Genomic DNA, 25,634 nt, shown 5'->3' with positions numbered 1-25,634 from the left:
CTGCTTATTTATATGTTACATAAAACGAAAAGGAGTGATGGTAAGATGGCAGAAAGAAAATGTTTTATAAGAGGGGTAAGATATATAGGGTGTGTTGCAATGGTATTAATGATTTTTCCCATAGGAATGGTACATGCGAATACGAGCGGATTAATTGAAGGAGAAGAAAAGGTTCCGGTTAGCACCCCTTCTCAGACACAAAAACCACCTTTGCATTTCATTGAGTTGCCTTCTCCTGCATTAATCAAGGGGAATAAAATAACTGCAATCAGCTCTCTTGGGGATATATGGGATGACTGGACAGGGAAAACCAGTTTTGAATTTTTAAATGGGAAACAAGGCGATGGAACAGAGAAAAGACCATATTTGATCAAGAATCGGGAACAGCTTATGGGGGTGTCTGAACTGACAGCCATGGGAATGCTGGTGCCGGAAGCAGAAGGCGTCAAGTATGCAGGTGATTATTCTGGCTGTTATTTTGCACTGGGAAATGATATTGACCTGCAGGGAGTGAGTTGGATTCCCATCGGATTTTACAGAGATTCATCAGAAGTTAATGGAGAGGTTCCATATCCGTTTATGGGTCATTTTGATGGAAATGGGAAAAGGATTAAAAACTTTAAGTTAGATTCTTTTCCAAATACTAACAATGTTGGTTTGTTTGGTGCGATAGCAGATTCTTCCATTGAAAATTTAACAATTCTTCCGGAGAAAGGCAGTTTCGTAAAGGGAAATGAACGAACGGGCATTGTTGTGGGGTATGCACAAAATAGCCGGATACGCAATGTTACTGTAAAAAATGCAGCAATCAGTTCCACTGGAATTACTGGTGGAATTGCCGGGGAGATCAGTGAAAGTATTATTGAGAATGCAACGTGTGATAAAGTGGCAATTGATGCCAAAGATGGAACAGAAACCATCTATGCGGGCGGAATTGCAGGTGTTGCCTCTTCCTCAACCATCATGGACTGTACGGTATTTACTGGCAACAACAGCACTGGAAGAATTCAAGGAACCGGATATGTGGGAGGAATCGTTGGATACCAGAATGCGTCCAACATTTTCAACACCTATGTAAGCGGAACCATTGGAGGGAATCATTCCACTGCCATTGGCGGTATTACAGGAGAATATGGTGCAGGAAAGCTAAAGGTAGCACGTTTTGCCGGAACCATTGGAAATTCCAATCTTGGCTCTTTGGCAAGGGAAGGAACCTTTCTAGGTACCAGAGCAGGTGTTACAAACAACTTTAATTACATAGAAGATGTGGCTTACCTGTTTGCAGATACAGAGAGTAAAATCAGTGCCAGTGTGTGTGGATCAGAAATTGATGATGATAATGATTATACCTATGATGCCCATGTTGGTTACTGGCATACCGGGGATAATTATTATACCTTGGTCCAGGGAGGAGTAAAGAAATCGGTATCCAGTCAGTATTTTTATGAAGAACTGGAAAACGGGATTCTAACCATACTGGATGAAGAATCAGGAGATGATACCCTGGACCATTTTGCACCGGATTCTATGGGAAAGCCCGTAAGAGGGTATCTGATTAATGTCAATCAGATTGATACCATAGCAAATGGTCAGAACTTTTATGATGTAGCGTCCCTGGAAGTAAGGGGAAGTTCCCAATACTCCAAGCCCATTGATAAGGAACACCGGGGAGCCATTGCACCGGACACATCTGTGATTGTAACAACAGCAGCCCAAAATACGGATACAGAAAAGTACCAGATGGAAGGTTCTCCTTTCTATATGAATGAAAAGGGCAAAAAGAGCAGTACCGCTTATTCTGAAAGCAGCCATGCCTATGGATTTACGATGCCAGAGGAGAATATCTCCGTATCTGCAACTTATAAAAAGGTAGCAGTGGACTTAAAGGTAAATCCAGAAAGTTATACCTTTGCAGTGACACAAACCAGAACAGGAAACCGCAAGAATCCAGTAAAGACAACGGAAATCAAGAATAAGGAAGGAAAGCTGATTGCCCGGTATATCAACGGAGTTCTGGACAGAGGAACCCAGGTGCAGCCAGTCCATATCCAGGCAGTGATTGATGCCAACAACGATGTGGCAGATAACCGGATAAAATGGAGCATTGATGATCCGGAGCTGATTACTCTGGAGCAGAATGGCGATGAGGAAGCGGACGGTTATACAGAAAAGTCTGCCAGTCTTTCCGTCAATCTCGGAGCTACATTTTTTCAGTCGATTATAGAAGAAGCGGAACGGAAACAGGCGGAGGGAAGTTACCAGAATAAGATTCCTCAAACCATTTACGGGGCAGGACATCAAAGCGGTGGGATAGCAGTGCTGACGGCACAGACCAGACCGTCCACTTCTTTTGAAGGAAAGCCCTGTACCGCCAACAGCCGGATCAATGTTACGTTCCAGATCCTGGATCAGACACTTGTAGCAACGGAAGGGGCAGTCCTTGATAAACAGGCTCTTACCTATACCGTAAAGAGAACTCTGACCGGAGACCGGAGGGCACCAGAGGAACGGATCACGGTAACCGCTCCCCAATCATTAACTGCAACGTTTACCCCGGATTTCTTTTCCAGAGAAGAAGTAAACTGGACAAGTTCGGACGATGCTGTGATCCGGGTGGTGCAGGATCAGGGAGCATACCGGGAAGCTTCTATTTTGGCGGTAAGCGATTCGGCATGGATCAGAAATATCATGGCAACCGATGATGGAATCCGAAGCAATGATCCCTATGCCAGCGTATCGGGCAGTGGAAGCCGGGAAACGGTGGTTACCGTAAACGGAAGAGACCGGCTTGGAAACCAGGCTTCTGCTTCCTGCCAGGTAACGATCCACTTTGTAACGGATGACCAGACAAGAGTAGTACCGGAGGGGATTTCTTTGAACCAAAGGGAAGTATCCTATTTGTTGATTTACCAGATGGCAGGAGATATTGATTCCCGGATAACCGAAAAGAAAGGATTTGAAGAAAAGAAACTTTCAGCGGTGGTTTTTCCCACTCTTACGAATTCCATGGAACACAGACCATACGATCAGACCGTTTTGTGGACTTCCTCGGACCCGGATGCCTTATCCGTTGATTCCCAGGGAAGGATTCTTCCCGTAGATGGTGGGGCATGGATCAAGGAAGCCATGAAAAAAGCTCCGTATAAATCGGAAAAGGTTGTGAAGATTACTGCCACTGCCAGAGATGGAGGAAAAGCGGCTGAATGCCTGGTGACATTAACCTTTCAGGCAAATGCAACGGAACACAGCCGGAGAAGTTCCGGAGGCGGATCTTCCGGAGGCGGAGGAGGAAGCCGTTCTGTAGGAGTGACAAAGGCTGGAAATACCCAGGGACCAGCGGCACCGGCAGGAGCCGTAACAGGAACCTGGACACAGACAGCAAATGGAAAATGGATCTTTGCTTCCAACCGTACGTTTGCCAATGAGTGGGCTTATATCAGCAATCCTTACGCAACGGCAGCACAGGAGAAGGCTTCCTGGTTCCGGTTTGATGCCGATGGATTTATGGTAACAGGCTGGTATACAGATGTCGATGGAAACAGTTATTACCTAAAAGCAATGTCCGATGGAACCCAGGGGCAGATGCTTACAGGATGGCAGGTTGTTGAAAATGCCTGGTATTATTTTAATCCTGTCTCTGATGGAACAAGGGGAAAATTGATTAAAAAAATTGTAATAGATGGAAAATATCAAGTAAATGAGAGTGGTCAGTGGATTAAAGATGGAAAAGTAGTTACTACAATGCAGTAATCCTCTTGTCCGGATCAATGGATACAGCACATTGAAAATCGAATATAGTTAACCGATAGAAAAAATGACCTTATAAAAAAGAGATTCCATTCAAGAATCTCTTTCATCAATATATTCCATGATTTCACCTGGCTGCAAATCAAGATAGGCACAGATTTTACAAAGCGTATCTGTTGTTATGGTTTTACCGTCAGAAAGTTTGGCAAGTGTTGGACTGGAAATTATACTCAATAGATCGGTCTTTTTAATCCCTCTGCGGTTAAGTTGATCAAATAACTTGTAATACTTCATTCCCATTGTGTGACCTCCTTTTTTATTAGTATAGACGAATATATCGTAAACGTCAATTAAAAAATGTTAGCGAAAGATAATAAAAGTATAGACAAAACATTTAATTAATGCTAATATAATATTAATGATAGATAACAAATGCTAACGAAAGGTAAAGAACGGTACATGAAAGCTAAAATAGACAACAAGGTTTTGGAAGTAGAAGTTATAAAGATGGACTATAACGAGGAATCAGCAGAAGTTGTTATTCGAGAGGGGAATCACAACGGGTGCTATACCATTGTGAGACATAAGGACCTGATCAAAGAAGCAGCCATAGCTCCTTATGAGAGAAAGTTGAAGTTTGATGATTGTGAAATTGATTATCGTCAAACTACCAATATGTTTATGGGAGAATATACATACGGTTGGAAAGCGGTGTATGGAGGTTGTCTGCTGGCGAGTGAGCGGACAAAGACAGAATGTAGAAAAAAAGCCAGGAAGATATTTAGCAGCCTTGTGAAACAGGGAAAAATCAGGAGGTAAGACCGTAGGGATACGGTCTTCTCCAAGATGAAGGGAAAGGAATTATATCAGATGATTCATATAAGGACAAAAATGAGTTTAGAAGAAGCAGAAGAGTTATTACAAAGTAATATAAGAACATATAGAAAGAAAAGAAGGATTTACCTCTATGGAGTATTGGGCGGATTATTATGTTATGGAGTAATGCTTTTTGCATTGATTCGTCTCCCGGAAGCTTTTTTACCAGAGGTGAATGGTGTTATGAAATATTTGATTCCGGCATTTATAATAGGCATGATTGTATTACTTTTAAAGGACCGCTTTTTTAAAAGGAAACCTTTACCGCCAGATAAAAGATATGTTACACGAGTGGAACTATTAAAAATAGTACCTCAAATACAGGAAGCCCTGGCTATCCGGTATTTGTGCTGTTTTAGCTTGGAGTACACGTTAAAGGACGATCCGAACAAGATAGTGGAGTGCTTCCGGTTAGATGGGTATTCCTATAAGCAGAGCAGAGAGGTAGAAAGAGTAACCGTAGATGTGGATAATTTCCTCATATTGGAACCATGGACGGAATGATAATAAAGGAAGGATAGGAATTTATGGAGGGCATAGGAACGGAAGAAGCTCTTGATTATTTTACAGAACGGTTTAATGCAGAATGTAATGATTTGAATGACTTTGAACAGACCTGTTATCTTCAGGCACTGATTGTGCTTGAAAAGGAACTGATGTATGAACATAGATGGTCCCAACTATGCAAAGGGACAGATGGAATACATGGTATTATGGAAGGTGAGGATTAGAATGACAATAAACGTGGGAGGAAGTATTGCTTCTGTCCTTATTGTGGTAGTTATTTTCTATGTTTTAAAGATGGAAAAAAAGTATTCACACATGAAAAGAGAAGCTATACTGGAATACTTTCCAGATGCAGCGAAAGGGTATCGTCTGATTGTGGGGCAGGGAAGCCGGGAGTATATTTATGTAGATGATAAATGTTACTCCATTGTATTTTCGGGAAATGCTCCTTATAAGATTGTGTTTTCAGAGGAACTGGATCATACGAAGATAGGTTATATGGAAAAGAAGTGTGGTGATAGATACCGTAAATACAGACGTTTATGATACAAAGGAGAAAAAATGAAATTAACAGAACGGGAAGTAAATAAGGATGTGCCAGTGATGGTATTTAACGGAGATATGATCCAATATGGGGTCATTATTGGATCAAGTGATAATTTAATCGGAATACTTTTAAATACAGGAGACTACATAGATGCTCCAGCAAATAAAGTAAGAAAACTACACAAATTCAGCAAGTGAGAATTTGTTATAATAGATAGATGATAACAGATATTAGTACATTTGGTAATATCTTGATAAGTGTATTAATATATGTTATCATCATAAGATAATACAGGAGGGTAAAGTATGAAAAAGAACGTAGTTATGGCAGCAATGTCAGTAATGATTATGATAGGAACAACGATAACGTCGTTTGCAGATACAGCATATGATCCACAATATCCCCTAAAGGGTTATATGGAGCCATGGTTTATAAATAGTCCGGTGACTGGTACAACAGCTTGGAAGAGTGATCCTGATAATTTTATTTATGAGGCGAATAATCACAGGGAGTACGCATTTAACCTAGTAGTCCAAAATCAAGATCCTCTGTCTCTTAGTTATTTTGGTGGAATAGAACTCGCTGCTATAGCCGAGTTAACAGGTTATCAAACCACTGGATTAAGTCCGGAACAAGAAAGGCTTAATCGTTTGACTGCAGAGTTGAGAAACTTTTTGAACAGCTTTGACTGGCGGAATGCTTCGGACTATGAAAAGGCAGTGCAGATTGCAAAGAGAATTACAAAAGCAGATTATGTAGATCAGGAAGGTACTCAGTATCCTTATAGTTGCCTTGTAGAAGGAAAGGCTAGTTGTAATGGATATGCTTGGTCGGCAAGGTTACTTGGAGCATGTGTTGGATTGCCTGTAGAAGAGTTAGGTTCTGTAAGTCATACTTATCCTGCCTTTTTAGTGGATGGTGTATGGTTAGCTTATGAACCTACCACGAAGGACGATTATTTTAACGTTGCGCAGGTATATACTCCAGCATATTATCTGGCAGGTGAGGCTTATTTAACACCATTAGGAAAATATTGTAAAGCCACTGGTTATCAGATACCGGAGAGTGTGGAAGGAAAGTTCCCCAACATCTCTTATGGGTACATTTACGGAGAGCGTGCACCTTTTATAAAATTCAACTAAATTAAATATTATATTCATTAGAAAGAAAGCTATCGGTTAATTATAATCGGTAGCTTTTTTGTGTTTAAAAATAATGGAAATAGAGAAATAAGGAGAATAAATGATTACATACTGGAAGAAAGGTACAAAACTAAATCAGAAAATTGCTGGATTGCTTGCATTGGTATTATTGCTGACTCCTATATTTACTTACTTACCACCTGGCATATTTGATTCCTGGGGGTTTGGGTTAAAGTTTGTTAGTTCTGGACAGGCAGGGCATCCTTATTTACAGGGAAAGGCTCCTGGTGATGATGAAAATAAATGGTTTTTGTGCATGAATCAGGGGGCTTCTGCCCGTAGCAATTATGATTATTATAAAGTGAATGCAGACATTGATTACAACAATGGAACCATTGAACAGAAACGAATGTTTTGGGCTTATATTGGTGCTTTCAGAAGTTATGATAATGACATAACAATGGATCGATTAGGAGCATGTACCAAAGATGAGGCAAGAGAAGTTGCCTGGACCAAAGGGAAAAGCAACGGTGGTTCTGCCTGGATTGAAAACATGGCTAACGATGGCTTCATGTCCTTAGACAACGTACCGGAAGGCTGTAAAAGCCCCAAAGAAATCCTGGATCTGATCAGCAAGTTCAACAAAGAAGGAAAAGCCATGTACATCAATGAGCTTCGGAGCGGTCCGGGACAGATTGATACAAAAAAGCTTTATGAGTTAACGGGACTGAAAGATTGGGAAACTTTTTTGAGGTATTGCAAAATCACACCGGTAACCCCAGGAATGGTCATTAACACGGAAGGTCAGAATCTTTCCTGGAGCTTTCCCAATGCGCCGGCTGGACAGAAACCAACCGAAGCGGTGATGAAGATCAGCTATGATCCTACGGTGTTTAAAGTGTTGGAGGTAACCGGAAGCCTGGAGTATTTCCAGTGCAGCGTGCCAGGGTCTCAGCAGCTATACCGGGCGAAAGGAAATGTGAAGCAGATTGATTGTGAATTCTTCCTCACCACAAAGTACAACGCAAGTTCTCCTACCACCGGAGACAGTGATGCTTCCTTAAAGATTTATGAGCATAACGAAACCTTTGAATCCAACTATAAGGTGGAGCTGGAAAAAAAGGACTATGAAACAGGCAATCCCTTACAGGGTTCCACCTGGCAGGTGTTAGAGCGGTTCGATAAAAGCCAGTTAAGTGACGATGAGTCCGATGGTGGAATCATTGAAGACAACATGAGGGAAGATCCCACAAGCTGGGAGGACTTCCTGGTGTTTGATGATGATCTGGTGACGGATCAGAAGGGACGGATTACTTATCAGGATACCCGTTATTATGATTTCGGACATGCCTACTGCAACGGGCATCCCCTTCCCCCGGAACCGGAGGAGCCGGAAGGCGGAGATGGAGAAGAGGGAGACGAAGGCAGCGAGGAAGACGATGAAGCACAGGAAGAATACGAGCGGTTAATGGAGGAGTGGCAGGAATCCGTGGACGCCTGTGAAGAACGTGCGGCTGCCAGCGGAGGAACCTTCCATCACTGGTTATGTGACAGCGAGGAAGAACCGTCCGAGGAGGAAGCCTTTGAAGCGTCTGGCTGTAAGGAAGCAAGAGATGCTGCATACGAAACCTTTATTCATCTTGAGTATGATTACACCTTCCGGGAGACAAAGTCAAGGGACGGCTACATTCTTCATGATCCAGGACATCCAGATGATGTTCCGGTTGAAATCATTACAACACCAGCTTCGGAAGCTGAAAGATCCAAGCAGTGGACCAGTTCCAGTAACCGGGATATCAAAGTCAGCGGATATGCCCGTAACAGGACAAAAGAAAAACCGGAAAGAAACCGTTTCAATGGAGTGTCCATAGAATCTTTATCAGACTTTGAAGGAGAAGACACTACTCTGATCAGCGACCGTAAGACAGTCCGCTCCGGCAACGGAAAAGAGGTTGCAAGTGCTTCCAATGGTTTGGAGGATCAGGAAGAAAGCGGAACTTTGATTTTAAAGGAAACCTATGATCTTCCCTTTGGGAAAAAGGTAGTCAACCAACTCCTTAAATTTGTAGGACTTTCCACTGCTTTTGCAGAAGAAAAGGAAATTACAGTCAAGTTTACGGCAAAGGATGACCAGGAGTTTGTGGACATGGATCTGGAGGAGGTGTTTCCGGGTGATCTGGAAGAAGAGTTCCCAGGGGACCTGGAAGAGGAAGAAGAGGATGAGGAAGCCACTCCTTCCCAGGCAAAGCACTGGTTTGAGAGCAGCCTGTTAAGGAAAGACCGGTTCACCGCTACGGATTCCGAAGCGATATCAGCAAAAAAGGCAAAGAGGAAGATGAAATTAAAAAGTATCCGTCTCCTTGCAGAGGATCGGAACGAAGAGGCGGTTACAACCACAATGCTTTCTTCTATGAAGTCTGATCAGGATTATGCCGGAGGAGAACAGGACAGCCAGCCGGAGGTGGAAACCGGACCGGCAGACCGGACCGCCCATACCTTCCAGGTATACGATCACCGGATACCCGGTCAGGTGCATTTCAATAAAAGGGATATGCAGTTAAAAGCAGGAGAATCAAAGAATTATGATTCTTATGGTGATACACAGGGAGATGGGACCTTAGAAGGTGCCGTATACGGCTTGTTTGCGGCAGATCCCATTTATGGACCGGATACACAAAGAGATGAGAATGGCAATGAAATCTCCGGGATCGGTGTGGTATTTGATGCCAATGATCTGGTTGCCGTTGCTTCTACAGATAAAAACGGGGATGGCTCCTTTTTAACCATAACGGAACGCCCCCATAGTATTTACAATTACAGCACCGGAGCCATTGAATATACCGGAAAGAGTTATCCAAAAAATTTATACATCAAAGACGGATATGAAAAGGCACAGCCCCAGGAAGAGAAAGGGCGCATTTATCAAAACAACCAGTTGATGAACGGAGACTGCTGGATTGGAAGACCGTTGCTTCTTGGAAACTATTACATCAAGGAACTTTCCAGATCCGAGGGATACGAGCTTTCCATTACCGGGAAAGATATGGAACTTACCAATGCAGAGGAAAACACCAGAAACTCCTATGGAGAGACGGCAGATGCAAAGACAAGCCCCGTAGGATCTGTCTGGATTACCAGGCAGCTATCCCATGCGGTTACATTCCCGGAGGGAAATGCCGCTTATGGGAATAAGGAAAATCTTCTTTTACTTGAAACAAAATCAAAAGATGCCACAAAGGGCTATAACGTTGTTCTTGACGGTGTACCGGAAGGAGCAGACATTTATCTGAATGATGTGACATTGAAGCCGGTTGTGATTCAACAGGCAGATGGCGGAACCTGGGTCGATGCCAAGGAAGCACCTCTTTACCAGATGGCAGAATCCGATGCCATATATAAGCGTGACATCAATGGAAACATGATTGAAAAGCCAGGGGTTTCTGCCACCATAAAGGTTCCTTATGAAGTCGTTGGTTCGGAGGCGGACAAACTTCCGGAGGAAGGAACGGCAGTGGCTGCTGATCCTGCCAGGTTCTCCAGTTCCTTCACCGCTTCTGACAGCAATCTCCGGTACCTAAAATCAGAGCTGGAGCAGATGATGCGAGAAGCACTGCATATGGAAACTCCGAAAGAGGGGGATTATTCCACAGTAGAGGAACCAGTGTATGATGAGAAACGGACCGTAAATGGAAAAACGGTCTATGGGAAACCGGAAGTAGTTCTTGAGATTGAAAACGTTACCACCAATCAGTCTGTGATTGAAGCAATCCTGCATTACTACATGAATGAAAAAGTATATACCTATGGAGGGCTTCAGCGCATCGAGTACCGCAATGGAACCGTGTTTGCAACGGTTGTTGTAGGTATGAATCCAGGAAAGACACTGCTGTATCAGACCAATGATGGTGGAGATATCATTGCCGCTTACTTAACCAGGCTGAATCCGACCTATGGAAGATATGTTATAAGAAAATATACGGGAAAGGAACTGAATGCCGCCGAAGTATCGGATACGGGCAGACATATCATTCAGGTGACACCAGACTTTGAAGTCAATGAGGAGGGAATCCCAACGGATAAAACCATGTATCCCTCAGACAGCGAACGGTATCTTTCCTATAAAGCCGGGGAAATCCTTTATGATTACTGGTATTTGAAAGATGGGGAATATGCAGGTCATGCTCCGGTAACCAGAAAAGTATGGCAGCCAACTTACAAAGAGGTCACAGTTCATGAAGAAAATGTAAGCTCTTCAAAGATTCCCAGGGTAAATGCTATGGAGGAAGTGGCAGACCGGGAGGGCAGTACTTATTACTACTATGACAAGGCAGCCAAACAGTACACCATTCATGTTGGTTCTAAAGATGTGGATCTGACTGGGGTGAAAACAGGAAACTTTACCATTGCCCTGAAAAACGGGAAGACCACAGTTACAACGGAAGATATAAAACGGATCGGTTCCAACAACGTGTGGGGCTATACGGCAGGAAGCAGCATTTCCAATGGGGAATATGTGATTCGTGTTTCCGGAGCCGGAGCCGGGGCATTTACTTCTGCAGACTTTGACACGCAGAAAACGTTTCTTAAAAACCTGCGTCTCCTGCCTCATGGGTATCAGGATCTGGCAGAGGATGGCAATACGGCAGAGACACCGGCTTTGGTAGAGGAGCGGAGCATCGGGCAGAAGATAAAGGTAACAAAAACCATTGAGAAAGACTCTTATGGAGATGGAAATGCCTATGCAGAAATCCATGAGGACTGGTTTACAAGAACATTCGGCGGACATTTTGGAAGAGAGAAAGCCGCCGCCAAGATGGACAACTTCCGCTTCAAGGTGTATTTAAAGTCCAATCTGGAGCATTTGTACCGGGATAACGATGGAGCGGTGGTATGGCAGGACCGCCTGGGAAATGAGATTCAAGCACTGGAGCAAAAGGAGAAGTTTCCGGCATTGGTAAATAAGATCTACACAAAGGCGGAGCACAGAACCGATCCCATCTACAAAGATTCCAACGATGCGGTTATCCGCAACGATACTCTGTATGGACATACGGATGGTTTGATCAATGACAGTCCAAACAGCGGTTATACTTCGGTGTTAGAAACCATTCCAGTTTCAACGGATGAGGGAAAAAGGACGGTTTCGGTTTATAACTATGAAAAGTTCTTTGATGCTTTATCTGTGGCAAACGAGGATCAGTGGGAGGGGACAGAGAAGAAAAACACTTCTTTCAAACCCTTTGCTGCGATAAAGCAGTTTTTACCAGAGATCAGAAACGAAATCAATACGTCAGAGACAGCAACAGAGAATGCCCAGCGTTCGGACCAGGTTCGCCAGTTTGCCATTACCTGGTACCTGGATGAGGAAGTAGCCAAGCTGGTGAAGAATAATCCAGGCGGGGAGATGGAAGGAGCGGCAGGAAACCAGACGTATTCCGATGAGATTTATGATAAGGCACTGTCAGAAGCAATAAAGAAGGCGGAAAACTATTTAAAGCCGTTCTTTGCCTATGATCTTGACCGGATTTATTCCATTGAATGGGACAGTGCGAAGGACGGTGGGTCCGATCAGGACCGGACCACTCTTTCTGCCAACACGTTATATGGCAGCACCGAAGGAAACAGTGACGGGTATTACTTTGCCACCTCACAGTATCTTCCTTACGGAACGTATATCGTGGCAGAGCAGCAACCAGGAAAAGCAAGCCTGGGAGATTTGAAAAACAAGCATTATCAGATTGATCAGCCAAGGGAAGTAACGCTTCCGTCTGTCTATGCAGACTATGAAAGCTCCCAGGCTTCTCCGGAGGTGATGAATGATTATTACAACTATAATGCTGCAATGACATTGCCTGAAATGGAGCGCAGATATAAGATCCGCTTCCAGGAGGAACACGTAAATGTAATCAGAGGCAGAAATGCCCAGGGCGATTTTGAGGTTTATAAGTATGGAATGGACCTGGCTCACATCAAAAACGGGACACAGGGAGCTGGAGAAGAGAACTATTTTGCCCTGAGTCAGAGTCCATGGAAACCTGGCAAGAATTATTACAATGAGCAGGACAACAGACAAACGGGTGAGGTTCCCTATTACCTGTCACAGGGATTAAGCGGACGGGAAGCTGTTTCAACGTATTACCGGTACAGTTCGGTATCCGAACGAAAAGGACGAGCAGACGATGTGCCTTATCCGTTCGCCGGTACACAAAAAAAGGAGCCAGGCATTCGCTATCAGGACAACGTAACCATGATGCAGGGAGAACAGACGGCATATGACGGGAAGTATGCCTCCATGCTGGTGCCCTGGACCGTAAAAGCTTCGGACAATGCAGGAACGGAAGTGACGGATGTGCGTCCTCTTGAAACCGGGGAAAGTTCCTATAAAGGGTTTGGGTATACCAAGTTTCAGAACCGGTTTTATCAAACAAAGCTGAGAATCGAAAAGCTGGATTCCGAAACCGGAGAGAACATTTTACATGACGGAGCCTTGTTTGCCCTCTATGCTGCTTCCAGAGAAGAGGGAGAAGATACGGATGGGCTGGTGAAGTTTTATGAAACAGATACAACCATCAAAGTTTCCAAAGAATTTTTAGAAGCCATGGGAGCCAGGGAGATCAGCCAGTCCGGAGATCAATGGAAAGGAACGGTCCCGGCAGGAACCCTGATCTGCAAGGAACAGGAACAGATCATTCTGACGGATCTGGAAGGAAGAAAAACCGGGCAGTTTGAAGCCTTTACTACAACCAGAGATGGAAGCCAGGCAAAGGAGGAGAATGTAACAAAAACCTCCGATCAGGATCAGAACACTGGATATCTGGTGACCCCTCAGCCCCTTGGAGCAGGAACCTATGTCCTGGTTGAAATCAAACCTCCAGCCGGCTATGTAAGAACGAAGCCGGTTGCCATTGAGATCTATTCTGATCAGACCACTTATTACCGGAACGGAAACCGGGATGACCGGGTCGCTGCAGCCATCTATGAGGATACTGGAACGGATGGGGCTGGAAAGGAAGATACCGCAAGAATCTATGTAGCAAACACTCCGGTCCGGCTGGAAGTGTCCAAAATCAAGGATTCCGCCAAAACCGTTACCTATCAGACCAACACCAGAGTGGAAGGAACGGAACTGGAATTAAAGAAGAAGTACGGAACCGAAAATCTGGAGTTCGCCTATAAAAATGGGAACTATCTTGGTTATGCCTGGTATAAGGGAACCATGGAATGGCTCCAGTCCCGAAAGGATGCCGGAGAAGAGGTAGAACTGGTTTACCTGGATGGGGTATTTGCAGGCTACGGGTTCATAACCAGACCTCTGGATACGGCAAAGGACCAGAACCGCTACGTTGCCGGGGCAACCATGGCACTTTATGATGCCATAGAGATTCGAAGAAGCGGAGACAGCGGAGATTACGGCTACGATGGAGTGAAGGTGACCAGGGACCGGAATAACAATGTCCAGTCCATCCAGGTATTAAAAGGGTATGCCGGAAATACTGTAGCGTTTATCCGAACGGAAGACCCGGAGGGAAGCCTTTCCGGAAAACCTGGGGAAGGCACCTGGACTTATGAAACAATAGACCGGGAGGATACGGATCTTTTGTTTTACTCCCTTGGAAATTTAAAGGCAACTGAAAAGGGAGCCGATGGGAAGCTTTATGGTTATGACCGGGACGGAAGGAAGGTGCAGGTAAAAAACCGGGACTCCATTTATGTGTTGAAATCCGGTCAGCCAGTGTTTGAGCTTGCCGGAGGAGATTTAACACAAGTAACCTATTCCTCCCTGGATAAAGTCTTTTCCCTTCCCTCCAATACGGTCCTGTATCATCTGGACGGAGAAGGAAACCGGGATGCCTATGTGGACCCGAAAACCGGAATGGCTTATACCATGGGAAATGATGAAGAAACGCTTCTGGTCTGGTCCGTAAAGCTGTCCCGGACCAAACAGGGAGCAGCGATTGCCAGGGAGAAAATCAAAACCTGGCGGATTGCTTCCATCAACGAGGATACCGATCAGGAATACATCACAGGAACCTATGATGGAAACAGCCTGGTTAAAAGCATGAATCCGGTCTTAAATGACCATGGCTTACCGGAGTATTATCAGAAATCCAATGAAACCTATCAGAAAGGGGCTCCGGTCTATGACATTGACGGAGATTATGTACGGTATCAATATCAGGATCTTTTAGACGCATACAATGATGCTTCCTACCGGATCAATGAAAAAAGTGAGAAAGAGGATATCGGGGAGGAAGAGGACGAAACCGATGATAAGAAACTTTATCACCGCCAGGGCGAGTCCTGGATCATGGAAAACACCTGGATTAGTGGGGAAACGTATCCCAATGATCCATGGAGAGAGGACAGAACGGCAGGACAGGCAGATATGCTGAAACGGGTGATTCCAGGAACTTATATCATGGAGGAAGTCAAAGCACCAGCCGGGTATGCAAAGGGCTTGCCGGAAGGGCTTACCGTTACTGAGACGGCAGAAGTCCAGAAGTCTGGTATGGAAGATGAAAAGATCAAGGTGGAGATTGTAAAAACCGATGCCCCTGATCAGTACCGACTGGATATTAACAGTGATTTTAACCAGGGATCTGGACACCAGGAAGGACTTACGGTTACAGAACCAAAAGGAGCCTACCGTTACAAGCAGGTATCCGGTGCGCATCTGGTCCTTTATCGAGCAAAACGGGTTTCCTCCACGGATAGTGAAACCTATCCCAAAGGCTATTACCTGGTCAAGGCAGAAAACAAACCGGCTGAGTGGACCGTAGAAAGCACCGCAGATAATGCACCGGTGCGGATTGTAGCTGACTGGATTACCGATGGAAAAGCCAAGTACTTTGAGGGAATCCCGGCTGGAGACTATATCCTGGAGGAACTGGAAGCCCCAGGCGGCTATGTCCGCAATTCCATGGAGCTTACCATCAAACCAACCGGAGATGTGCAGACCATCAACTTAAAGAATGACCACACCAAGCTGGAGGTTTATAAATACTACAAAAACAGCAAGGGAAACATGGTGCCGCTTCCGAACGATCATGCAGCCGTTTTATCCCTTTATGAAGCAAAGACGGATGAGAACGGAACGATTTTGACGGAAGGAGGAATTCCTTTATACGATGAGACAAGGAAAGTCCATACATGGACCACAGATGATTTAGAGGAATATACCAGTCTTACGGAACGAAGCAGGAAGCTTGGAGACCGGATCAAAGATTTCTTTGGGCTTGCAGAGAATCAGTCCAGTTTTATCACCGATTTTGAAGCCGCTTATGAAAGAGAAGGGCAGGAGCTTACCGCTCTTACCTGGTACACCAAAGATGGAGAACGAAGAGCAGAACGAACCGAATCAACGGTTTCTGGAAAAGGAGAGGGCATTGTCCAGTCCTGGCTTACGGATTCTGGAACAACCATACGGATTACCATTTACCGGAATGTAACAAACGGTTCTCTGGACCAAAAGGGCAGGCTGCCTTTGAATTATGAATACCAGTTTCATTACCAAGAGGAGAATGGGATAAAAACCTATGATACCTTAGAGGGAATGCACCGGATGGATTATCTGCCATTTCATGGTGAAAAGGACAGGAAAAAGGTAGGAAACTACGTTCTGGTGGAAGAGAATGTACCGGAAGGGTTTGAAACATCAGCTCCGAAAGCCATTGTTCTTACAGAGACTGGAGCGATCCAGAGAATCGGTTATGAGAATGAAGAAAAGTACATCAATGTCTTAAAAGTGGTTACGGATGGAACAAACCAGTATGGGGCAGAGGGTGCAGAGTTAGCCTTATACCGGGCGGACGAAAGCGGAGACTTTGCTGCCGATGACAGCCATCTGGTAGAAACATGGATCTCCGGATCAGACGGACGCTACACCAGAGAGGATCAGTTTGAGGGCAGAATCCTGCCGGGCTTTCAGGCAGGTGATATCAAGCCTCACCGGATCAGCAAGACCGCCTATGGAACGTATTACCTTGCCGAACTGACGCCGCCGCCTTACATGCAGAAAGCAGATCCGGTAAAGATTGAAGTAGGGGCTGAAAAAGTACCGGTTTACCGTTTTACCAATATCCCTACCGCTGGAGCATTGGAATTGCATAAAAAAGCTTCTGATACTGATGAGGGATTAGAAAATGCCCGGTTTAAAGTAACCAACACAGATACGGGAAATATCTGGTACATGACAACCGGCACGAAAGGGAGTGCTGTTTTAAAAGGTCTTCCAGTGGGAGAGGTTCAGACAGATGGCATAATAAAAGCTTATACCTACACCGTGAAAGAAATTTCTCCTCCTGATTTTTATCAGATTACCGGAAAAATGAAAAAGTTTCAGTTTGATGGGGCTGAGAGTGGGGCAGAAGTGAAATATGTTTATGAAGTTCTAAATGACCCTACAGAGATCCATTTCCGGAAGACGGACTTTAATACTGGTATGGCGGTAAAAGGGGCTGAAATCGCCGTTTATGAAGCGGCAGTGGTTGATGGGGAATATCAAAAGAATGGAGGCGCTATAGCAACCACCCTTTCAGGGGAAGACGGCTTTATTCTAAAGAAAAAACTAAAAGCAAGCCAGGTCTACATCATGGAGGAAATAAAGGCACCAGCCGGATATGCTTTATCAAAACCAGTCATTTTTACAGTAAATAAAGCAGGAACCGGAATTCAGAACGTATCCAATGATTTTGCAGTCTTGAAGCTGGCGAGTGATCAGGGAACCATTGAAGCCCTTACCATAACAGGGAGGGTTCCAGTAAAGGTCTATACGGTTTTAAAGGATCTGGAAACTGGACGGGAACTTCCAGAACGGGTTGGGACGGGAGACAATCAAAGAGTAACTGCCAAAGATGGGATTATCGAAGGGCATTTGTATGAGATTGGCGAGTATACCAGGTATTCCGATGGAAGAACGGAGAAAACCCATAAGGAAACCAGAAGGTTGTATTTTGATGAATCAGGAGCCTACCAGCTTTCTTCCCGTACCTATCTGGGAACCAGACAGCAGCTCACTGACAGGAAAGGAAATGTCCTGGCAAGCTGGGCAGTGCAGGAAGAAAATCACGATTACACCATAAAGAATCCGGTTGTAAAGGAAGTATCCATAGCCAAAGTAACAAGCAGCGTGGGAGAGGAATACCAGGCAGTCAAGCAGGGAAGTGTCATGAAGTATTCCATTTCCTACACCAATCCCTACAGTTACCCGGCGGATATCCGGGTCAAGGCAGTTCTTACCGATGGATTGGACTACATGAGAGCAACAACGTATGGAACAGAACAAAACGGAATCATTACCTGGAACCTGGTTGATGTAAAAGCCAAGGAAAGCGGAACCGTAGAAGTTGTGGCAGTGGTAAACGGAGACACCGGAACCCAGGCAAAGGCATGGTTTGAAACACAGGTAAATGACGTCTCCAAGCGGAACGTTCTTGCCAATCCCATTGTGCCGGATGGATCAGTTACCATCATCAATAAACGGACTGGCACTGGAGTAACCGGAAGTACAGGACATGGGGAAGGACAAAACGAGTCATTTATTTACCATGTAAAACTGATGGATCAAACGGGAGCTGCCTTAACCGGGTACCAGGCATACAGCGGTTCTGTAGAGGGGCGGATCAAAGGAGAGGGAACCATTTCTCTTTCCGGAGATGGATTCATTACCTTCAAAGGTCTTCCATACGGAACCAGATATGAAATCAGCCAGGAACCGGCAGACAGCTATGAGGGAAATGAAGCCGTGAAAACCGGAGAGATACAGAAAGCGTTGCAGAGTGCTGTATTTATAAACAACCGGAACGATAACACCATTCGGGAGGTGTTAACAGCCGGAGGAAGTTACAGGCTGACAGAGACCACCATTTACAGTGACCAGAGCCAGGTGGAAACGGGAGTATACCGTTTCATCATCAACGAAGCAGGAATGATGGATCATGTGGATATGGAAGATAAACCGGTGAATGTGACCTTTGTTAAGGTAGACAAAGAAACCAATGAGACACTTTCCGGTGGGTATTACTGCCTGATTGACGAAGAAACCGGAGATATTTTATATGAATTTACTGTAGAAGATGGAAGACTGGTTCTGGTCCCATCAAAGCTTATGATACCGGGACACAGTTACCGATTCCAGGAGAAGCTTTCCCCTGATGGATATGGCTATGCGCCCGACCTTGTTTTTACAGTGGATGAAAGCGGCATTCCGGAAACCATTGTCATGGAAGATCAGCAGACAGAAGTCTGTATAGAAAAGGTGGATGCAGATACCGGGAAGTACTTAACCGGGGGAAGCTTTACCATTCGGGAAAAGGAAACGGGCACTGAGATAGAAACCTTTTCCCCAGCCGGAAAACCTTACCGGATCAAAGGAGTCCTCATCGCAGGAAAGACCTATGAGCTGGTGGAAGAGGAACCTCCGGCCGGATATGCGTTTGCGGAACGAATCGAATTTACGGTTCCAAAGGAACCACGGCTTATTATTTTAAACATGAGAGATCAGAAAACTTCTGTGCTCATAAAGAAATCCGGTGTGGAACTGGAGGGGGCAACCCCGTCAGAGGCAAAGAAACAGCTTCCAGGCAATATCCTTCAGATATTACGGGAAGATAAAACTCCTGCAAAAGCCATAAGAAATACAAAGAATTTTAAGGAAGGAAAAGATCTGATCTTTACTACCACCACGCAGGCGGAAGAGATCCGGGGACAGTTGATAGCAGGAGAACATTACTGGCTTCATGAAGTACAGCCGGCAAAAGGTTATTCCTATGCAGAAGACGTACCGTTTGTTGTAAGTACCAATGGAAATGTTGATATTATAGAAATGGAAAATGAACCAACTATCATAACCATAAATAAGGTGGGTTCAGACGGAAATGGTGTAACAGGGGCCATTCTAAGAATTATTGATCAAAAAGGCAGCTTGCTGGTGGAAGATTTTGAAACAAATGGAACCTCCATTGCCATAGAAGGAGTTTTGGAAGCTGGAAAAAGCTATATTCTTCATGAAGTAAAAGCACCGGAAGGATATTTTTCAGCAGAAGATGTGGAATTTATAATACCATCAAAAACAGGGAAAATAGATGTTTTTATGATAGATATAAAAAGGAATCATAAAAGAAGTAATGATCCTGAACCAGTACCAGAATTTCCGCCCCAGGATTCAGATGATTTTCCCAAGGTTGGAAAAATCACTGCCATGTATCAGAAAAAACCGTTGAAGTCCCCAAGGTTAGAATTAGTTTATGGGAAATCTGGTAAAATAAGAGGGGAGAAGACTGGAGATAATGCGCCAATTGAACTTTTACTTCTGGGATTCCTTATCTGTACTTCTGGCTTCCTTCTTTTGGTAAGAAAAAGTCGCAGAATTAAATCGAAAGAGCCATAATCTCCATATGTTTTATTGGTTTTCAGGTAACTTCAACCATAATAAGTAATTTAAAGATAAAGAGAAACTACTTAAAGAAAGAATGTTTTATTAGAGTACACTCGGAATTAAAAGAGAGAAGGAGGAAAGATATCAAATAAAAAACACGACAAGAAAACAGGGCTTCACTTTTATTCTGGCAGCAATATTCTTTACAGGTATACTCTATTTTAGTTTTCAACTCCTATTTCATTATAAAAACTACGTTGGAGCCAGGCGGGAGTATGTAAGATTAAAAGAGAATATACAAAAGGAAATAACTCGAAAACAAGAAAAAGAGGTACAATTAAAACAAATTAACCCGGATTACTTATTCTGGCTGTCCGTTCCCCAGACTTCGATATCTTATCCAGTAGTGAAAAATCCCAAGCCAGGCTATTATCTGAATCACACGTTTGAAAAAACAGTCAATCCAGCAGGCTGTCTTTTTGTACAGGAACATCCAGAAGCAGTTGAATGGGGCAATGTGGTTGTTTTCGGACACAGCATGAAAGACGGCAGCATGTTTGCAGATTTAAATAAATTTAGAAATGAGGAATATTATAACCGCCATCGGACTATTCAATTATGTTATCAAGGCAATTGGTACAATGGGTTGATATTTTCGGTTCAGGTAAGAGATGAATCTGACCTGACATGTTATAAAACACAATTTGAGTGGACCGCTGAGAAGAAGGAATTTATAGATGAGATGATGGACGCGTCCCTGTATTCAGGAGATGATGTTCCCTCTGTAGAAAATACCATTCTCACGATGTCTACCTGCCATGGATCAGGGGAGAGAACGATTGTACAGGCAGTACTCCTATGTTATACTGGAATTAACAAAAAGTATAAGTAAATGAAGTGAAAATAAGGAGGTTTAAGCTATGACATCAATGAAAATAGGAATTATGGGAGCGGGCAGGATTGCAGCGACTCTGGCTGACACAATGGTTAAGATGCCAGACGTAGAACTTGTAGGAATTGCTTCCAGAAGTCTTGATAAGGCCAGTGAGTTTGCATCACGTTTTTCTATTCAAAAAGCTTATGGTTCTTACGAAGATCTGGTAAAAGACCCTGAGATTCAATTGGTTTATATTGCAACCCCTCACTCAGAGCATTGTAAAAATGCAAAATTATGTCTGGAGCATGGAAAGCATGTGCTTTGCGAGAAGTCTTTTGCAGCAAACCATTCCCAGGCGGAGGAAATGATAACACTGGCAAAAGAGAAGAATCTTTTGATTACTGAAGCCATGTGGGTAAGGTATATGCCCATGGCACAGACCATAAGAGAGGTCCTGGCTTCCGGGATCATTGGAGACGCCATGACACTCACAGCAAATCTTTGTTATCTGGTATCCCAGAAACCAAGGCTTATCCAGCCGGAACTTGCAGGAGGAGCCCTTCTTGATGTAGGTGTGTATACCATTAATTTTGCATCTCTTGTATTTGGCGATGAGATAACAGATATTCAGTCCAGCGTAATAAAGACGGACACAGGAGTGGATGCCCAAAACAGCATCACGCTCTCATACCCAGAAGGGAAGATGGCGATTCTTAACAGTTCTCTCCAGGTGCTTTCAGACCGTCAGGGAATTATCTATGGAACAAAAGGATTTATGGTTATCGAAAATATTAATAATTTTGAATCCATAAAAATCTATGATACAAACCGTAAACTGGTTAAAACCTATGAAAGACCTGAGCAGATATCAGGATATGAATACCAGATTGAAGCCAGCACCAAAGCCATTGAACAGGGACTTTTGGAATGTCCGGAGATGCCTCATGAAACTACTTTAAAGATTATGAAGGTTATGGATGAGTTACGAAGACAGTGGGGAATAAAGTATCCATTTGAAGGGTAGAAAAACATCGGGACAATAAAACACCTCTATATAGAGCCTTGAATCATCTCGTTCTATATAGAGGTATTTTATACGGTCTGCTGATTTACAAAAATATAATTGAATCAGAGGGAGAGTGAGATTGGCAGAGAAAAACAGCAGATGAGCTTACCGCGGCTCTGCCATGCGTCCGCTGGAATCCACATAGGATCCATCTATCATTTTACTTGTTGCCATCAGTCCGTGTACATTTTTCTGATCCTGGTTAAAATAGTACCAGGAACCATCAATTTTGTGCCAGCCGGTTGCCATAATTCCCTGTTCGCTGGTGTAAAACCAGCCATTATAATCTGGATCATGAATCCAGCCGGTTACCATGGAACCTTCTTGTTTTCCCACGGCAGGGTTAAAATAGTACCAGTGATCATTTATATATTTCCAGCCGGTCGCCATATATCCATTATCCATAAAATAATAGGAATTTCCCTGATGTTCGCCCCAGGTGCCTGCTGGAGAAGAGGAGTTCCACTGGTTAAAGAACCTCCAGCCAGCCTCATCTTCTACCCAATTACCCGACATGTAAATGGATTCGTCCTTTGTATGGGCGAAACTGTTCATGTGCCAGGGACCTGCTTCCAGAGAGAGAATAAAAACTGCCAGTGCCACAACTGTGCGCACAGAGAAAAAACAATGGGAGTGAAGGATATTCATAAAAGTGACCACCTCCTTCTATAAGAATTCATTTTATGGAATATCTGTTTTGATTATAAGGGATGGACCTTTAAAATTCAACGGAGGAAAGAGAACTGTAAGGTTTTTGACTTAAATCTGTATAAAATTTCAGGAAAATATCTTGACACCTGATGAATGGTTTGTTATATTACATATAGAACAAAAGAAGTGCTTCTATATCGCCATTAAAAAGGAGGAAGCGATTATGAATATTAATAAATTTACGCAAAAATCAATGGAAGCTGTCCAGAATTGTGAAAAGCTTGCGTATGAATATGGCAATCAGCAAATCGAACAGGAACATTTGCTTTACAGTCTTCTTACGATTGAAGACAGTCTGATTTTAAAACTGATTACCAAGATGAATATACAAAAAGAGCAATTTTTAAACGAGACCGTACAGGCGATTCAGAAATTGCCGAAAGTAAGTGGTGGTCAGCTCTATATCAGCAATCATCTAAATAAAGTTTTAATCAGTGCAGAGGATGAAGCCAAGGGAATGGGAGACGAATATGTTTCTGTGGAACATCTTTTTCTGGCAATTCTCAAACAGCCCTCCAGTTCCGTTAAGGAGTTATTGCGCACTTACGGGATTACAAGGGAGAATTTTCTCATGGCACTCTCAACGGTAAGAGGGAATCAAAGGGTGGTAACGGATAATCCGGAGGCAACTTATGATACCTTGAATAAATATGGTTACGACATGGTGGAACGGGCAAGAGATCAGAAGCTTGACCCGGTGATTGGAAGAGACAGTGAGATTCGTAATGTGGTCCGCATTCTTTCCAGAAAAACCAAGAATAATCCGGTTCTTATCGGCGAACCAGGTGTAGGTAAAACAGCAGTTGTGGAGGGGCTTGCCCAGAGAATTGTCCGCGGCGATGTACCGGAAGGATTAAAAGATAAAAAGTTATTTGCCCTTGACATGGGAGCACTTTTGGCAGGTGCCAAATACAGGGGAGAATTTGAAGAACGTTTGAAAGCGGTTCTTGATGAAGTGAAGAAGAGTGATGGTCAGATTGTACTTTTTATTGATGAGCTTCACACCATTGTAGGCGCTGGTAAGACAGAAGGTTCCATGGATGCAGGAAATATGTTAAAACCAATGCTGGCACGAGGAGAACTTCACTGCATTGGTGCAACAACTCTTGATGAATACCGTCAGTATGTGGAAAAAGATCCTGCTTTGGAGAGAAGATTCCAGCCGGTCATGGTAGAGGAACCTACAGTGGAAGATACCATCTCTATTTTAAGAGGTTTAAAGGAGAGGTATGAAGTGTATCACGGTGTAAAGATTACTGACTCAGCCCTGGTGTCAGCGGCAACACTTTCTGACCGTTATATCAGTGAACGTTTTTTACCGGATAAAGCCATTGATCTGGTAGATGAAGCCTGTGCCATGATTAAGACAGAATTAGATTCCATGCCGGCAGAACTGGATGAGCTGTCAAGAAGAATTATGCAGATGGAGATAGAAGAAGCAGCCCTTAAAAAAGAAACAGACCATTTAAGTCAGGAGCGTCTTGCAGAACTGCAGAAGGAACTGGCAGAGCTTCATGATGAATTTGCTGGTCAGAAAGCCCAGTGGGAGAATGAAAAGGCATCGGTAGACCGGCTGTCCTCTTTGAGAGAAGAGATTGAAAGTTTAAACCGGGAAATTCAGGATGCACAGCAGAAATATGATTTAAACCGGGCAGCAGAACTGCAGTATGGAAGACTGCCGCAGCTTCAGAGAGAACTGGCTGAGGAAGAAGAACGGGTGAAGAATCAGGATTTAAGTCTGGTTCATGAAAGTGTAACAGAAGAAGAAATTTCAAGGATTGTTTCCAAATGGACTGGAATTCCTGTGTCCAGACTGACAGAAAGTGAACGTAATAAAACTCTTCATCTGGATGAAGAACTCCACAAACGGGTGATCGGTCAGGAAGAGGCGGTTATAAAAGTAACAGAAGCCATTATCCGTTCCAAAGCGGGCATAAAAGATCCTACCAAACCCATTGGCTCGTTCCTGTTTTTGGGACCAACCGGTGTGGGAAAGACAGAGCTTGCAAAGACATTAGCGGAAAATTTGTTTGATGATGAGAATAATATTGTCAGAATAGATATGAGTGAGTACATGGAGAAGCATTCCGTTTCCCGCCTCATTGGAGCACCTCCTGGATATGTTGGTTACGATGAGGGTGGTCAGCTTACGGAAGCAGTCAGAAGAAAACCTTACTCGGTAGTTCTGTTTGATGAGGTAGAAAAAGCTCATCCAGATGTGTTTAATGTGCTTCTGCAAGTGCTTGATGATGGACGAATTACAGACTCGACAGGAAAAACCGTTGATTTTAAGAACACAATTATTATCATGACTTCGAATATAGGTTCCCAGTATCTTTTAACAGGAATAGACGAGAATGGGGAGATACGCAAAGATTCAGAGACCATGGTAATGAATGATTTGCGGAATCATTTCCGCCCAGAATTTTTGAACCGGTTGGATGAAATCATTCTGTTTAAGCCTTTAAGTAAGAATAATATCAGAGAGATTATTGATTTACTGGTTAACGATCTCAACAGAAGAATGCAGGATCGGGAGATTAAGATTGAATTAACCGATGCTGCAAAAGATATGGTGACAGATCAGGGATACGATCCCGCATATGGAGCAAGACCATTAAAACGGTATCTCCAAAAGCATGTGGAGACTCTGGCTGCCAAAATTATACTGGGAGATCAGCTCCGCTCAGGAGAACACATCGTGATTGATGTTTCCGAAGATGGACAAAAGATGATTGCCTACCCAGAATAAAAAAGCCCCTGGCAGCTTTCTGTCTCTTAAAAGG

The 25,634-nt window shown here is 43.8% G+C and carries 13 protein-coding genes; 11 read left to right on the top strand and 2 right to left on the bottom strand.

Annotated elements, in window-relative coordinates; genetic code table 11:
- The first annotated feature begins 45 nt into the window (after positions 1-45).
- Positions 46-3,750, top strand: a complete 3,705-nt coding sequence (locus FAY33_RS06400; RefSeq protein ID WP_143319960.1) for a hypothetical protein — start codon at positions 46-48, stop codon at positions 3,748-3,750.
- A gap of 90 nt (positions 3,751-3,840) precedes the next feature.
- Here the strand turns inward: FAY33_RS06400 and FAY33_RS06395 are convergent, their stop codons facing one another.
- Positions 3,841-4,047 carry a helix-turn-helix domain-containing protein gene (locus FAY33_RS06395; RefSeq protein ID WP_143319958.1) on the bottom strand — a complete coding sequence of 69 codons (207 nt, stop codon included), beginning with the start codon at positions 4,045-4,047 and terminating at the stop codon, positions 3,841-3,843.
- 159 nt (positions 4,048-4,206) lie between these two features.
- On the opposite strand from FAY33_RS06395, the gene FAY33_RS06390 reads away from it, so the two are divergent.
- From FAY33_RS06390 to FAY33_RS06350, 9 genes are all read left to right on the top strand, one after another.
- Positions 4,207-4,566: a hypothetical protein gene (locus FAY33_RS06390; protein ID WP_143319956.1), complete on the top strand. Its 360-nt coding sequence runs from the start codon at positions 4,207-4,209 to the stop codon at positions 4,564-4,566.
- Between the two features lie 72 nt (positions 4,567-4,638).
- On the top strand, positions 4,639-5,127 hold the full coding sequence (locus FAY33_RS06385; protein WP_143319955.1) for a hypothetical protein: 489 nt from the start codon (positions 4,639-4,641) through the stop codon (positions 5,125-5,127).
- A gap of 23 nt (positions 5,128-5,150) precedes the next feature.
- Positions 5,151-5,354, top strand: a complete 204-nt coding sequence (locus FAY33_RS06380; protein ID WP_143319953.1) for a hypothetical protein — start codon at positions 5,151-5,153, stop codon at positions 5,352-5,354.
- Position 5,355: 1 nt separating this feature from the next.
- Positions 5,356-5,676 (top strand): hypothetical protein, encoded by a 321-nt coding sequence (locus FAY33_RS06375; RefSeq protein ID WP_143319952.1) that lies wholly within the window; start codon positions 5,356-5,358, stop codon positions 5,674-5,676.
- Positions 5,677-5,691: 15 nt separating this feature from the next.
- Entirely contained in the window at positions 5,692-5,874 is a 183-nt protein-coding gene (locus tag FAY33_RS06370) for a hypothetical protein (protein ID WP_143319950.1), read from the top strand.
- 108 nt (positions 5,875-5,982) lie between these two features.
- Positions 5,983-6,819: a hypothetical protein gene (locus tag FAY33_RS06365; RefSeq protein ID WP_143319948.1), complete on the top strand. Its 837-nt coding sequence runs from the start codon at positions 5,983-5,985 to the stop codon at positions 6,817-6,819.
- Between the two features lie 100 nt (positions 6,820-6,919).
- Positions 6,920-20,206 carry a SpaA isopeptide-forming pilin-related protein gene (locus tag FAY33_RS06360; protein WP_185967514.1) on the top strand — a complete coding sequence of 4,429 codons (13,287 nt, stop codon included), beginning with the start codon at positions 6,920-6,922 and terminating at the stop codon, positions 20,204-20,206.
- 106 nt (positions 20,207-20,312) lie between these two features.
- Positions 20,313-21,086, top strand: a complete 774-nt coding sequence (locus tag FAY33_RS19315; RefSeq protein WP_143319947.1) for a class B sortase — start codon at positions 20,313-20,315, stop codon at positions 21,084-21,086.
- A gap of 28 nt (positions 21,087-21,114) precedes the next feature.
- Positions 21,115-22,095 (top strand): Gfo/Idh/MocA family oxidoreductase, encoded by a 981-nt coding sequence (locus FAY33_RS06350; RefSeq protein ID WP_347562662.1) that lies wholly within the window; start codon positions 21,115-21,117, stop codon positions 22,093-22,095.
- Positions 22,096-22,242: 147 nt separating this feature from the next.
- Here the strand turns inward: FAY33_RS06350 and FAY33_RS06345 are convergent, their stop codons facing one another.
- Positions 22,243-22,785 carry a glucan-binding protein gene (locus FAY33_RS06345; protein WP_243126620.1) on the bottom strand — a complete coding sequence of 181 codons (543 nt, stop codon included), beginning with the start codon at positions 22,783-22,785 and terminating at the stop codon, positions 22,243-22,245.
- A 226-nt stretch (positions 22,786-23,011) separates the two neighbouring features.
- On the opposite strand from FAY33_RS06345, the gene clpB reads away from it, so the two are divergent.
- The gene (gene clpB / locus FAY33_RS06340; protein WP_143319945.1) at positions 23,012-25,600 is read left to right on the top strand and encodes an ATP-dependent chaperone ClpB; all 2,589 of its coding nucleotides are present in this window, start codon (positions 23,012-23,014) and stop codon (positions 25,598-25,600) included.
- The last annotated feature ends 34 nt before the right edge of the window (positions 25,601-25,634 follow it).

It is taken from the genome of Clostridium sp. HBUAS56010, assembly GCF_007115105.1.
Lineage (GTDB): Bacteria > Bacillota > Clostridia > Lachnospirales > Lachnospiraceae > Lacrimispora.
The sequence above is the reverse complement of the archived record's forward strand: the minus strand, read 5'-3'. Positions and strand labels throughout refer to the sequence as shown.